Source organism: Clostridium pasteurianum DSM 525 = ATCC 6013, assembly GCF_000807255.1.
In the GTDB taxonomy this organism is placed as follows: domain Bacteria; phylum Bacillota; class Clostridia; order Clostridiales; family Clostridiaceae; genus Clostridium_I; species Clostridium_I pasteurianum.
The window spans coordinates 1,812,561-1,828,134 of sequence record NZ_CP009268.1 but is presented as its reverse complement, the minus strand read 5'-3'; the positions used below and the strand labels follow the sequence as shown (position 1 = coordinate 1,828,134).

At 27.7% G+C, this 15,574-nt stretch carries 13 protein-coding genes; all 13 read right to left on the bottom strand.

Features of this window, described 5'->3' with window-relative positions:
- Positions 1–38 precede the first annotated feature (38 nt).
- Positions 39–866 (bottom strand): ABC transporter permease, encoded by an 828-nt coding sequence (locus CLPA_RS08265; RefSeq protein WP_003443692.1) that lies wholly within the window; start codon positions 864–866, stop codon positions 39–41.
- A 126-nt stretch (positions 867–992) separates the two neighbouring features.
- Complete coding sequence (locus CLPA_RS08260) at positions 993–2,378, bottom strand: sugar transferase (RefSeq protein ID WP_003443691.1); 1,386 nt, start codon at positions 2,376–2,378, stop codon at positions 993–995.
- Positions 2,379–2,455: 77 nt separating this feature from the next.
- Entirely contained in the window at positions 2,456–3,013 is a 558-nt protein-coding gene (gene rfbC, locus CLPA_RS08255; RefSeq protein WP_003443690.1) for a dTDP-4-dehydrorhamnose 3,5-epimerase, read from the bottom strand.
- A gap of 12 nt (positions 3,014–3,025) precedes the next feature.
- Complete coding sequence (rfbB, locus tag CLPA_RS08250) at positions 3,026–4,081, bottom strand: dTDP-glucose 4,6-dehydratase (protein WP_003443689.1); 1,056 nt, start codon at positions 4,079–4,081, stop codon at positions 3,026–3,028.
- 13 nt (positions 4,082–4,094) lie between these two features.
- Complete coding sequence (gene rfbA / locus CLPA_RS08245) at positions 4,095–4,964, bottom strand: glucose-1-phosphate thymidylyltransferase RfbA (protein ID WP_003443688.1); 870 nt, start codon at positions 4,962–4,964, stop codon at positions 4,095–4,097.
- A 288-nt stretch (positions 4,965–5,252) separates the two neighbouring features.
- A complete protein-coding gene (locus tag CLPA_RS08240; RefSeq protein ID WP_003443687.1) occupies positions 5,253–6,692 on the bottom strand; it encodes a DUF6056 family protein in 1,440 nt (479 codons plus the stop codon).
- Between the two features lie 33 nt (positions 6,693–6,725).
- Positions 6,726–7,205 carry a hypothetical protein gene (locus CLPA_RS08235; RefSeq protein ID WP_003443684.1) on the bottom strand — a complete coding sequence of 160 codons (480 nt, stop codon included), beginning with the start codon at positions 7,203–7,205 and terminating at the stop codon, positions 6,726–6,728.
- Positions 7,206–7,216: 11 nt separating this feature from the next.
- Positions 7,217–9,832: a YfhO family protein gene (locus CLPA_RS08230; RefSeq protein ID WP_003443683.1), complete on the bottom strand. Its 2,616-nt coding sequence runs from the start codon at positions 9,830–9,832 to the stop codon at positions 7,217–7,219.
- A gap of 24 nt (positions 9,833–9,856) precedes the next feature.
- Positions 9,857–10,279 (bottom strand): GtrA family protein, encoded by a 423-nt coding sequence (locus tag CLPA_RS08225; protein WP_003443682.1) that lies wholly within the window; start codon positions 10,277–10,279, stop codon positions 9,857–9,859.
- 23 nt (positions 10,280–10,302) lie between these two features.
- Positions 10,303–11,247, bottom strand: a complete 945-nt coding sequence (locus tag CLPA_RS08220; RefSeq protein ID WP_003443670.1) for a glycosyltransferase family 2 protein — start codon at positions 11,245–11,247, stop codon at positions 10,303–10,305.
- Positions 11,248–11,689: 442 nt separating this feature from the next.
- Positions 11,690–13,297: a glucosaminidase domain-containing protein gene (locus CLPA_RS08215; protein WP_003443667.1), complete on the bottom strand. Its 1,608-nt coding sequence runs from the start codon at positions 13,295–13,297 to the stop codon at positions 11,690–11,692.
- Between the two features lie 71 nt (positions 13,298–13,368).
- Complete coding sequence (gene galU, locus CLPA_RS08210; protein WP_003443664.1) at positions 13,369–14,271, bottom strand: UTP--glucose-1-phosphate uridylyltransferase GalU; 903 nt, start codon at positions 14,269–14,271, stop codon at positions 13,369–13,371.
- A gap of 141 nt (positions 14,272–14,412) precedes the next feature.
- Positions 14,413–15,483, bottom strand: coding sequence for a tetratricopeptide repeat protein (locus CLPA_RS08205; protein ID WP_003443656.1), 1,071 nt, complete (start codon positions 15,481–15,483; stop codon positions 14,413–14,415).
- Positions 15,484–15,574: the final 91 nt, after the last annotated feature.

Below are 15,574 nucleotides of genomic sequence, written 5' to 3'. Positions count from 1 at the left end.
TGTAACACCTTTTTCTTTATAAAATTTTAAACAAATTATTATATTTCTTCAGCAAACACTTTTTCTATTCTTCTAAAAATAGAATTTCCCACTAGAATTAATATTATATTAATAAGTATCAAACCAATAAAATACCAAGCACTAGGCAGTTTATTTTCCAGTAATAATTTTCTACAGCTTTCTACCACCAGCGTCATGGGATTTATTAAAAAGCAAATTTTAATAATTTGTGCTTTACTTGGATCCATTTGTGCAATACTTTGAACTCTCTCTAATGGATATATTACCGGTGTTAAATATAACCATAGCATAAAAAATATCTCTACAAAATGAGATATATCTCTATAGAGTACATTTAATGCAGAGAGAAGATAGGATAATCCTATTGCCAGCCAAAGTAATAATATTAACACTACAGGATATAAAAGTGCTACCCATCCAATTTCTATATTCTCTACTGCCATGGCAACGAATAATATAGTTAATGTGATAATAAAATTAACAAAATTAGACAATATAATTGACAAAGGAATTATTTCCCTTGGAAAGTATACTTTTTTAATTAAATTCGAGTTAGATACTATAGAACTAGTACTCCCCTGCACTGCTGCTGAAAAAAAGTTCCATGGTAATAATGCCGCAAGAAGACTTACCGTATAGTGTGGAGTATTCTGAGGTATTATGTACGTAAATGCAAAAGTGTAAACCAACATAAGTAAAATAGGATTAAGAAAAGACCAAAAAAATCCCAATATAGAATTTCTATATTTCAATTTCAACTCTTTAATTGTCAAATTACTCAACAACTCTTTATATTCAAATATTTCACGTGTACTTTCAAATAAATTTTTAATAGCTCTAAACATATATATAATCACCTATATCATTATAATTTTTATTTAGTATACAAAATTCTTATTTTTCCCACAACCACTCCTTTCTTATCTTATAAAATCAATATTATATTAGCTCATATTTATTTATTATTCAACTTATTTATATATTTCAATATCTAATTTTTTATTTTTAATTAATTCTGATAAAGGTATTTCTTCTCTAACACCTTCAGTACTTTCTTTGAGAAATATAATTTTAATAGTCTGAAATATTAATTTTATATCTAGCAGAATAGAATAATTTTTTATATACATAATATCATACCTTACTTTATCCTCGGGAGTAGTATTATATTTACCAAGTACCTGTGCAAGTCCTGTTAATCCTGCTTTTACTACAGTTCTATACTTGTAATCTGGTATTTCTTTTTCAAATTTATCGACATAAAATGGTCTTTCGGGTCTTGGTCCAACAATACTCATATCCCCTACTAATATATTAAACAATTGAGGTAATTCATCCATTCTTGTAGCTCTTATTATTCTGCCTATACTTGTAATTCTAGGGTCTTTATCTGTGGCAAGTACAGGTCCAGACAGCTTTTCTGCATTCATTTTCATAGAACGAAACTTTATAACATTGAAGTTTCTTCCACCTTCCGTAACTCTCTCCTGTTTATAAAATACATTTCCTCCATCTGACAACTTTATACTTATAGCTACAATAATCATAAATGGAGAGGCAATAACTATCCCAATAACTGTTAAAATAATATCTAATATTCTCTTTATGACTTTTTCCTCTGCGGTTAAACTTAATGATTTTGCTCTAAGTAGTGGCAGATCATCAATTTTATTTAGTTTTGATCCCACCAATGCTAAATCACTCATAGCAGGTACTATAAGTATACTTTTTTGTTCAACTAAGCATTTATCCAGTATATTATCCTTCAAAGCTCCTTTAATATCATCACACAATATTACAATCTCCACTTTATTAATTAAATCAAATAAATTGTTAACATCAGGATGACAAATATATTTTATGTTATATAGATTGCTTTGCTTAAATAATATTTTTTTTGCTACATGTTCTGCATTTACATCACCTACTATAATAACATCTTTTTTGCCATACATAGTTCTCTTTATTTTCCATACAAACACTTTCCATAAACTAAGTAAAATAATTTGAATAATAGAACTATATAAAATAACCATTCTTGGATAGGAAAAAGCTCTTAAAAAAAATGTTACTGCCATAGTTGATATACATAGCATTATTATTGTTAGAAACACAGAATAAATAATTTCACCTATGGACTGTTTAATTAAATCTGACAAACCATAAACATACATAAATATTAAATATATTATTATAGTAAAGGGTGCAGTTATGATAAATGGATCATAATTAAATTTTGGAGGATTAAAATTAAATTTAATCATATATGAGAGATAGATTGCTAAAATTACAAGTATAATATCTACAATTGTAAACAATAACTCATATAAATTAGTCAAAGATGTATTCTTTTTCATATAAAAACTCTCCTGTACTATCATGATAAAAATTAAAGGCATACCTTAAATTATACGGTATAGCCTAAAACTTTTAACTAAAATTGTATTTTTCTTTCACTTAAAGTCTTCCACTTTTTATCTTTATCTGAGAATATCAATTCTTCAATTCCCTCAGTTGGCCACTCTATTCCCACTTCTGGATCATTCCATGCAATTCCACCCTCAAATTCTGGATGATATAAATCTGTACATTTATATACAAACTCCGCTTCCCCTGAAAGCACTAGAAATCCATGAGCAAAGCCTTCTGGAATATAAAATTGTTTTTTATTTTCATCACTTAATTTTACTCCAACCCATTTACCGTAAGTCTTAGAATCTTTTCTTAAATCTACTGCTACATCAAAAACTTCACCACTTATTACTCTAACTAGTTTTCCCTGAGAATGTTCTGTCTGAAAATGTAATCCTCTTAAAACACCTTTTTTTGATTTAGACTGATTATCTTGCACAAAAGTCATATCAAGACCTGCTGATTTAAACTCATCTTCATTGTAAGTTTCCATAAAATATCCTCTGTTATCCCCAAAAACCTGAGGCTCTATTATATAGACTCCTTCAATTTCCGTCTTCTGAAAGCTAAATTTTCCCATCAAACTCACCTCTTAGTTATTTTCATACATCTTTTCATAGTAGTTTTGGTATTGTCCTGATGTTATATTATCCATCCACTCTTTATTATCCAAGTACCATTTTATTGTCTTCTTAATGCCTACTTCAAAGATAGTTTCTGGTTCCCATCCCAATTCCTCACGAATCTTAGTTGGATCTATACCGTATCTTCTATCGTGACCTTTTCTGTCTTCTACATATTTTATTAAATTTTCTGTTACAGCACTGTCTATATTATTGCCAATATATTCTATTATAGTCTTTACAATATAAATATTTGTTCTTTCATTATGTCCGCCTACATTATATACTTCTCCAAGTCTTCCTGAATTTATTACCATATCAATGGCTTTACAGTGATCCTCTACATAAAGCCAATCTCTTATGTTTAATCCATCCCCATAAATAGGTAAATCCCTTTTAGCCAAACAATTGTTAACTATTAATGGAATCAACTTTTCTGGAAATTGATAAGGTCCATAATTATTAGAACATCTTGTTATATTTATTGGCATTTTAAAGGTATCATAATAAGCCTTTACCATCAAATCTGCTCCAGCTTTACTGGAGGAATATGGACTATGAGAATCTAAAGGAGTAGTTTCTGTAAAATATCCAGTTTCTCCTAATGATCCATATACTTCATCTGTGGATACTTGAAGATATTTCTTTCCTTCTTTAAATCCATCTTCTGTTTGCCAATATTCTTTTGCAATATTTAGCAGATTTACAGTACCTAGTACATTTGTCTTTACAAAGATTTCCGGATCTCTTATACTTCTGTCTACATGAGATTCTGCTGCAAAATTAACTACATAATCTATGTCATTTTTCTCAAATATCTTTTCTACAATTTCTTTATCACATATGTCCCCTTGTACAAAAGTATAATTGGGATTATTTTCAACTTCTTTTAAATTTTCTAAATTTCCAGCATATGTAAGCTTATCTATATTTATTAATTTTATGTCCTCATATTTGTTAAGCATGTAATGTACAAAATTTGATCCAATGAATCCAGCTCCACCAGTTACTAAATATGTTTTCATCCTTTTCCTCCTACTATTTATCCTCAATTAAAGAAATTAAATATTTACCATATTCTGTTTTCATTAAAGGTTCTGCTAACTTTCTAACTTGATTTGCATCTATCAAACCATTTCTGTAGGCAATTTCCTCTATGCAAGCCACAAAAAGTCCCTGTCTCGTCTGTATAGCCTCTACAAAATTAGAAGCATCTAAAAGGCCCCTATGTGTTCCTGTGTCAAGCCAAGCCATGCCTCTTCCAAATAATTCAACTTTTAAAGTTTCTCTTTTCAAGTATTCATTATTAACAGCAGTTATTTCAATTTCCCCTCTAGCAGAAGGTTTTATATTTTTAGCTATCTCAACTACATCGTTATCATAAAAATATAGTCCCGGCACAGCATAATTGGATTTTGGTTCTTCTGGTTTTTCCTCTATAGAAATTACATTGTTATTTTCATCAAATTCCACTACACCAAAAGCTTTTGGATTACTTACATGATATCCAAATATAGTAGCCCCAACTTCTCTTGAAGCAGCCCTCTTCAATCTCTCTGTAAATCCATACCCATAGAAAACATTATCTCCAAGGACTAATGCCACTCTATCATTGCCTATAAATTTCTCTCCTACTATAAAAGCATCTGCAAGTCCTCTAGGTTCATCCTGAACAGCATAACTTAATTTTAGTCCAAATTGACTTCCATCTTCTAACAATTCTTTGAAATTACTTATATCCCTTGGTGTTGAAATTATAAGTATATCTGTTATACCAGCTAACATCAATACAGATAACGGATAATATATCATTGGTTTATCATAAATAGGAAGTATCTGCTTTGATACTGATTTTGTTATAGGATATAATCTTGTACCAGAGCCTCCTGCCAAAATAATTCCCTTCATTATGTAAATTCCTCCTTACTTACCTATCAATTGTTAAAACAAACAAACTTATTATACAACAAAGAAAATTTTTTGTCTATTTTTTGGAATACTCAGATTTAAAATTTTTGTTAATAATTAATAAATCAGTTTATCTCAAGAGAAATAAGTATCCATTAAACTTAAAATACAAAAATTTAATTAAAAAAATTAGATTTAATTATTATTTTTCATGGTAAAATAGATAAAAAGTCATCTAAAAATGTTCACATATACATTATTAAACAACTCTAAAAAAACTGATAAATCTTATTTGATATGTATTAAATATTCAAGTATAAATATATACTTAATTATTGGTATTATTATAAATAATATCAAGTATCGTTTTTTTAATAAATACTTTTGATCCTTTAATATAATAATAAAAGTTAAAAAGAATAATGTAGCAAGTACGAATAATGTTCTTTGACCAGATACATAAATTGTTGGAGATAAAAACATGACTACAGCAGTACAGATTCCAGCTATATAGATTAAAGCTGTATAAAATCCTTTTATTTTAAAATCATATAAATAAAGTATAAAATATGGAATTAAAACAACTATAACCGACCATAGGAAAAATTTTAATGCTGATTTTACTGATAAAGAAAAAGGCAGATTAAAATCAAAAAAAATATTACTTAAATTACTCCATATAATATTATAATCAGCCGGAAAATTTATTTTTTCAATTATTGGCTTTGGTATAACATTATTTAAGGAAAATAGAATTCCAACAATTATCAAAATACAAGCTGCTATAGGTATTAATACAGATATCTTCTTTCTTATTTTATTATTATTTTTTCTATATAAAGCTATACTTACTATTGCAATTAACAACATGAATATTACTCTGCAATCATTTAAAAGATTATTAAATAGCCATTGAATACCATAAAATCCAATTTCCCATTTACTATACAACAGATAATTTGGCAGCCAGTTATTCATTTCTATATGATTTCTATTGAAATTTCCAGGGGCTAAAAGTATAACTATCGCACCTATTATCATAATAACATTTTGAAAAATTAAATATTTATATATTTTTTTATCTCTTATAAATATATAAATATTTATAAGAGTAGAAAAGGCTACTATTACAAGAGTTGTTTGTTCTTGTCCGAAAGCTGCAAATATTGCTGGCAATAAATATAATACCATACTTATTTTTCCTTTATATTCCTTCATTAATGCATCTCTAAAGGGGATAATAGCTAACAGACCTGCTGTAACTGGCCATAAATAATTAATTGATCCAGTCATCCAAAATATAGATGCCTTAAGTACCGCCATACTTATAAATAGCCATCCTACGCATATGTAAGAGTTTAATAATATATTTTTTCTATCTTGATATTCTTTTCTGCCAAGGACAATTCTGCTTATAGCATAGGCAAATATAGTTATAACTATAGGATTTATAATTTTCCACAACTCACCACTATCTTTAAAAATAAAATAAAGTACACTTTCTACACTCACTCTTCCAGACCAATCAAAATACCTCCACTCTACATACTTAAAGAAAGTATATTTAGGTGGTATCTGTTGAAACCAATAATCATCTCCGGGCTGCATTTTCTCAAATCTATGAAGTATAATCATGGAGATTAAAAGAATAAAAAAAGGTGCCATACTTAAAATTTTATTTAAATATTCATTTTTTTTATTTCCAATTACCATATATTTATTTATCATCTCGTTCCCCTGTCTTAAATTTAATATTATAATCTATAGAGAAAAATCTTTATTTGTCCATATAAAATATTTGACTTCTTTTATCTGTATTTGTATTCCTATTTGATATTTGTGTCTTTTAGGAAGATCTTTTATATAAAATTCAGAAGTTATACCAGAATTATCATATTTTTTATTTTCATTTGTAATTAATTTAGTGATATCTCTTCTCTTCTGTATTCTTGTTTTAATTTTATACATATCATCATTTTCATTTCTTAACACGACACTGGGTTTAACATCTATGGAATCTATACCATTTACTATAGCCCATCCATTTATTTCTCCAATACCCTTTTCAAATTTAATTGAATCAATACTGTATTTCATATCTTCTCTCTCATCATATAATTCTGTGGATTTATTTAAACTTACAACTTTCATTTGGTTTTTTTTATCTAGATCATATCCATATAAAAAAGCAGCCATTAAGCATACAGTTGTTACTATAATTATTATTAATTTTTTATCCATATTAAATCATTTTATCTCCTTATAAAAATTTTACGCTTCTTTATATGCCTCAATAAAATAACAGCAATAAATATGAAAATACTTATTAAACTTATAAGAACACCTGCTTTAAATCCTTTAGGCAAAAATTCAAAAGCTATTTCATGACTACCTTCCTGTAATTCTACCGATATAAATGCATTCAAGGACTTCTTAATATCTGCTTTTTTTCCATCTACTTTTACACTCCATCCTGAATCATAAGGAATAGAAGTATATAATACTTTTTTATTTGTAACATTTATATTTCCCTTTATTAAATTTTCTCCATATTCTTTAATATTAAATGAATTATTATTTAGTTCCCCTAAAGCTTTTTCTGTATTATTCATATCTAAGTAATAAAAAAGACTATCTTTTAATGGCAACCTATTATTTTTTAACACAATTTTTACAATTTTTGATTTATTTGATTCTTTATAACTGTTATCAGCTTCCAAAATATAAGATTTATAGTAGTAATGAATATAATTATTATCTAATAATTTATTATCTAGATAAACCTGCGCTAATTCACCGTTCTGAATTCCATTTAAATACATGTATATAGGATAATCTTTCTCACTATTAAAGGAATATTCTATACTTCCTTCTATATTAGGATTTATTTTAGTATAAATTTCCATGCCATTTTCTTTTGATATTGATACATTGTTTAATTTTATATTTACATTTTTAATTCTATTAAAATAACTTACTTTATCTTTATTACCCACCATTTTATTTAAGACTTCATTTTGATTTTCAAAGAAATTATTAGAAAAGTTTACACTATATACACTATCACTCACCATAAATCCTATTGGTAATGCAAAAGAATTTTCATATACAGCTGCATTATGGTATTTTTTATATTCTTTATAGTAATTATTTATATTGTCCTGTGATACTATATATTTAATTCCAAAAATAGAATCAGTTACTATAGTTGCACCTTTATACTCCATCTCCTGAGAACTGGCAGCACCATAAAACCCCAAACTATTTAGAGTATTATTAAGGCCTTGATTAGCTGTGGATGTAAAACTTGCTATTCCATTATATTCAAGGGAAAGAGGATCATTATGAGTCATAGAGAAATTTTTTTCCATTCTATAAAAAGTCTTATCCTTATTTTGCACATCTTCAAATATAGGTTTATAGTTCTTTACATAATTAATATAGTCTTTTTTATCTGAAAACCCAAGCATTCTATTAACAGAATTATAAAGCATTAAAGAACTGGCAAACATTTCACAAAATACAGTTAAAATTAGTATTAAGGTAATAATTTTAGAATATTTCTTACTGTAATTTATTTTAAAAGCAAAGATCAAAAAGTAAATTGTTAAAAATATAAAAGTTAAATAATAACTCTTTACATCTAAGTAATTATATCCAAATTTTTGTATTATAACAACAATAAAGCCTATAAAAATATAAGATTTAAATAACTGACTTAATTTTATATATTTAAAATTCATATACACTCTATAGGATATTAGTATCATTATAAATGAAGTTAAAAATGAATATCTGTAGGGGAAACAATTAGGTATGTGAAAAGCATGCCATACTACATTAATAAGACTATTCTCCATACTTATAAGCATAATTAAAAACAAAGCTGTATATATGAATTTTTCTTTCAATTTGATTTTGAAATTAACATAAAATAAAGGTAATATCAATATAACTAAGAGTCCACAAAATATATTAGGCAAACCATCTGTGGGCCTATCATAAGATCCAATTAGCAATTTACTAAATAAATCAAAAATATTAAAATTTATACCTAAGCCAGGTAGATTATTCATAAAAGGACTTTCTCCTGCCTTTAGTGAATAATAGGTAGGAATCATAATAAAAGCTGTACATCCTATAGCTAAAATAGAACTCAATATGTACATGTATAATTTCTTAAAAAAATCTCTAAAACTAAACTTTACATTTTCTATAAAATAAATTGCTATAAAATATATAAATGAAAATAGTGCATCCATATATCCAATATAAAAATTTGATATAAACAATAATATATATGTAATAATCAAAAAAATGTATTTATTTTCTCTAATTACCTTTTCAACACCAATTAATACTATAGGAAGCAAAAAGACCCCATCTAACCACATAAGATTATATGAATATACAATAGAATAAGACATAAGTGCATAAAAAAGGGAAAAAATCAATATGCTTATATCATTTCTTTTAAATTTATATTTTATATAAGCCGCAAAAGTGCTTCCACTAAGACTGATCTTTATCATTATCATTAATAATATACCATCAGTTAAATATTCCTTTGGAATAATCAACAAAATAAAAGTTATTGGACTAGAAAGGTAATAGGCAATTAATCCAATTAAACTTAATCCCATTCCTGCATTCCATGAATATAAAAGACTCTTTCCCTGAAGTAAAATATCTCTATAAGAAGAAAAGAAATGTACATATTGTCCCTTCATATCAGAAATCAATATAGATTTTCCACCAAAGGGAGACATGTCCATTTTTATGTATACTAATGTCAATATTATAAATGGTAGTATAAATGCTGCTATTATATATAGGTTTCTCTTAAAAAATCCACATACTTTTTCCATGTTTTAATATCCCTTTCCTTTAGGTTACTTTTTAAAAATGATTAATTTGCTGGCAAAATAATTTGCTAGTATTACTAATACATTAGCTGCTATTTTTGCCAATATATCATTTGTTTTAATTATTTGCACCATTAAAAACATAGTGCCCAAGTCAAGTCCCAATGTCAATATTCTAAAGGTAAAAAAGGATATAGCTTCTTTTGTTATACTTTTAAAGTCTTTCTTTTCACTTTTAAATACATATAATTTATTTGTTATAAAAGCAAAAATCACTGCAATAATCCATGCAATAATTGATGCATAAATATAATTAAATCCTAATAATGCTGTTAAAGCCCAGTAAGATACTATATTTACTAAAGTAGTAAGTCCGCCAAAGAATAAATAAGAAATTTTTTCAATAATATCTTCTCTTAAATATCTTTCTTTTAATTTATCTACATTCATAATAATACATAACCTCATCTTTACTAACTATTTTTCTCTTTTTCATTATTGTATTCATCTATAAAGTACAATGGTCTCTTTTTAGTTTCATTAAATATCCTGCCAATATACTCCCCTATTATGCCTATGGAAATTAATTGTGCTCCTCCAAGAAACAAAAGTACCACCATTAAAGACGGATATCCTTGAACTACTTCTCCATATATCAATGTTTTAACTATTATTATAATCATATAAATAAAAGCTAAGAATGATATTCCTATGCCTAGAAAACTGGACACTCTCAGTGGAAAAGTAGTAAAGGAAGTTATCCCCTCTATAGCTAAATCCATAAGTTTAAAATAATTCCATTTTGTTTTCCCTGCTGCTCTAGGATCACGATCGAATAATATTTCCTTTTTATTATATCCAATCCAGCTGAACATTCCCTTTGTGTATCTTTGAGTTTCTCGCAATTTTTTTAGTGCTTCAACACATCTTCTATCTAAGAGTCTAAAATCCCCGGTATCCTTTTGAATTGGAATTTTAGTCATTCCCTGAAGAATTCTATAAAATGTCTTTGAACTCCACTTTTTAAACCAAGTTTCTCCATCTCTGTCTCTTCTCTTTGCATAAATATCATCATATCCATCTTCCCAATATTTTATCATTTCAGGAATTAACTCAGGAGGATCCTGTAAATCCGCATCTATTATTACAACTGCATCTCCTTTTGCATAGTCAAGTCCTGCAATCATTGCAGTTTCTTTTCCAAAATTACGTGATAAGCTTACGTAAGATATTCGTTTATCTCTTTCCCTATAATTTTTTATTATATTAATAGTATCATCTTTGCTTCCATCATTTACAAATAGAATTTCAAATTCATAGTTCTTAATTGAAGCAATTACCTCTGTAAGTCTATCATAAAGTTTTTCAAGAACCTCTTCCTCATTATAAGCTGGAATTAAGATTGTCACCATTTTCATACTTTTAATTCTCCCATTTCTAATTTTAATACCATAAATGACAGTATAAGTTTGTTTTTGTTCATAAATATTACTATATCTTTTAACCTATATATTGTCAAGGAATTATCCTATACAGTTAATTTTATCCCATAACTGATTTTTGCAATATATTAACATTATATATACAATAATAGTTTGGTATCCTTGTATAATTAAATTAAACTTAAATATTAATTATACAAACTTTTTCAGATCAATATTTATTAATAAAATTCAGTAATAATTATATTATAAAAGTAGAATAACTAAAAAGTAAACTGTACCTTGTAAGTTACACAGACTATTTTCTGTGTCTACCTTATAGGGTACAGTTTATCTCTTTGTATAGATTACTATTAATTTGTCAATTAAATTTTATTGACCACGCATCAATATTAATAGTAACTCTATGCTTATAAAATTATTTGTACTGTGGTATATCAAATTTTAAAGATGGATCTGCTGCCATATCTGTAAGTCTTTTAATATTGTAGACCTGGTTATATGCCCAGCGTACATCTGTAGCATATTGATGATTTGCAGGTGATGCAGGATTCCATCTCATTTTATATAGAGTATTTTGCCTATATTTGCTATTGTTTATATAATCATTGGATATCCACTGTGCACCACCATATATAGCTTCATCTACACTAGTCCAGCCTTCTCTATATGCATATTGAGAACCATAATAATTTGCATTGGCATCATAAGCACCTATTCCAAATAGATTATACACAATCTTTCCATTAACCTCTATTCCATTAGCAAGCTTAGAATAACCATTGCCTGTTTCTAATAGTGCATGAGAAACTAGATATATAGGATTTACATTATTGGCTTTAGCGGCACTAAGAAATTGTGAGCCCTTTCCTTCCAATACACCTTTACCTGAAAGAATTTTATTTAAATCATTGGCAGTAATACCATCGATATAATCTAATCTAAGAAATTGATACATACCATAAGAATCTTTAAAATTTTCAGGATTAACATAGTTTCTAACTGAATTTCTATCTGCATTTACCCAACTTCCATTTGATTCCATAAGAGGTTGTCCATCATTTGATTGAATATCTACCATTTGATCTAAAGAGTAATTGTATTGAGTAATATTTTTGCTATTGTCAGTAGGTTTATTGGCAGACTGTTTATTAATTTTCAAACTTTTGCTTGTTGTAGAACCATCATTTCCTAAACTCTTAATAGTTATAGTATGTCCACCAGCTTGCAATGATGAAATATCTAAATTGTAGTTAAAACCACTATTTACACCATTTTTATAACCTGGATATACTTTAATTACATCGGACCTTGATAATCCTATGTGTGCATCACCTTTTTCTACACCATCCAAACTTACTTTAACATTTTTTACACCAGAAGAATTCAGGGACCATCCTGCTATATATATTTGATTAGTTCCATTCTTAACACTGGTATTGTCTTTTGGTGTATCAATACAAATTCTTGGCGGTAAATTTTGTGTGTTATTAGATTGTGAAGCTGCGGAATCTTTTACTATTTTTATTCTAATTGCTTCCAGTCTTAAGGCTTTTCCTGTAGTTCCTACAACTTGTCCATCCTGTTTCCAATTCATCCAGCCTATGTTCTGTACATGACCTTGATATTGTACATGATACCCAGCAGGAGCATTATGCAACTGAATTTTTACAGCTTCCAGTCTTAAGGATTTCCCTGTAGTGCCTGACTGATTATAGCCACTAACGGGATTCATCCAGCCTATGTTCTGTACATGAACTTGATAGGTAACATACATCCCCTTTGGAGCATTGGATAAGTTTATCTTTAAAGCCTCTAATCTCAACGCCTTACCAACAGTTCCCTCCATTTGACCATCGCTTACAGCCTTTTGCCATCCTATGTTTTGTACATGCCCTTCATATATTATATGTACATCACTATTAGTATCAGCTTTTACTGTACTAAATAGACCTATAACTAAGAACATACTACTTAACAATACAAATATACTTCTACTAATTGTCTTACCTTTTGTAAAATTCACTTTTTCACCTCCTTTTGATATGAATTTAGTGTTTCTATATAAAAATTTTATATAGCGGTGAAAAAATAAATTTAAATTGTATCTTTATGGTATAAGCTTTTAAATTGTGGATTTTCTCTTAAGGTCAATAGATACTTAATAAAAGGTTCTCTAAGTTCATCTCTTTTCAAAGCAAATTCAACAGTAGCTTTTAAAAATCCCAATTTATCTCCTACATCATATCTTCTGCCTTCAAAAGTATATGCATACATAGCTTCTGACTGCATAAGAATCTTTAGTGCGTCTGTAAGTTGAATTTCTCCACCCTTTCCAGGCTCAGTTTTACTTAATATATCAAAAATTTGAGGAGTTATAATATATCTTCCAAGAATAGCTATATCTGTAGGAGCTTCCTCAACTTTAGGCTTCTCTACCAAATTTTTTACTTTATATACATAATTTTCTATGTGCATAGCATCAACTATACCATATTTTGATACATCTTTATGAGGTACTTGTTGAACTCCAAGAATTGTAGTTTTATATTCATCATAACAATTAATGAGTTGTTTTAGACATGGGACTTTACTATCCACTACATCGTCTCCAAGCATGACGGCAAAGGGCTCATTACCAACGAAAGTCTTTGCACAATTAATGGCATGGCCTAACCCTTTAGGCTCTTTTTGTCTTATGTAATATATATTAGCCATGTTTGATATATCCTTTACTATACTTAACAGTTCATCTTTACCATGACTCTCCAGTTCCTTTTCAAGTTCTACAGATTTATCAAAATGATCTTCTATAGCTCTCTTATTCCTGCCTGTTATCACAAGTATCTCTTCTATTCCAGAGGAAACAGCTTCTTCAACTATGTATTGTATAGTTGGTTTATCAACTATTGGAAGCATCTCTTTAGGTTGTGCCTTTGTTGCTGGCAAAAACCTGGTTCCTAATCCTGCTGCAGGTATTATGGCTTTCTTTACTTTCATAAAATTTCTCCCCTAACTATTCATATCATTAATATTATTATATACTGACTCTAAAAGTTTTACAATCAGTGATAAAATACATCTTTGTATCTTGTTAAATTTTAAAATATTTAATTAATTTTTAAACTTTTACATAAAATTTTATTCAAAAATTTTATGTAGTTCAAGTACTATCTCGTCTTTAGGATTAATCTTCTTTGCAATATCATAATGTAATTTTGCCTGCTTAGTATCTCCATTATTTAAATAACACATAACTAAATTAGTACAAACTTCTATAGACTTTGTGGCTTCAAAGGCTTTTCTAAGATATTTTATAGCCATGCCAAAATTATTAAGAGCAGCATAATTAAGTCCAAGTTCGTTTATAACCTCAACTATGCTGCTATCAATAGCTACAGCTTCATTTAAATAATAAATGGCTTTTTCATAGTTGCCTAGTACTCTATAGGCTACAGCTATATAAAAATTCAACAGAGCATCATTAGAAAATTCATCCAATAATGGAATAAGATGCATTAATGCTTCCTTAGGTTTATCATGTATAAGACTCTTTCCCTTATCATATTCTCTTATATTAGAAAGTACATGCTTTATCTCTAAAACCTGTTTGGAATTATCTTTACTTTTTTCTATATAATTATTAATATAAAACCAGGAATCATCATATTTTTTTTCTTCGTAATATATAACAGCCTTATAAAAATATGGTTTATAATATCCCTTAAGCTTTTCTGCCTCATCTAATAAATCTAATTCTTCCTGCTCAAAGCTTTTATCAATTTTTCTTAGATTTTCTAAAATCATAATAGATTTATCATAATTCTCTTCACTTTTTTCAATCTTTAAAAGCCCTTTCAATAATATATAGGAATCTTCATAGGATCCTCCTTTCACTTCATCAAAAATAATCCCCTTTACATATTTAACGGCTTCTTCACTATTTTTATTCAATATATTTATATAGTCATCATTAAATTTAAATTTATCATCTCCACCTAATACATAGAACATGCCTTCTATAAAGAAAGATACAGGTATTTTTTCAAATTTTTCTCCTTTTTTAACTTTATCCGCTACCCTTAAAGGTCTAACGGGTAAATGTAAATTTTCATTTACATTTATTTTAAATATATTTAAAATGCTTTCCTTTTTAAATTCCAAAAATATAAGTTTAGAAACTTTTTCTTTAAAATCAACTTTTGTTTTCATAAATTCACCTTCCAGTAATAATAAATATAATCATTTTTGCAAAGAATCAGTAAGAATATTATAGGTAAAATTTCAGCAAAAAGCAAAGCGG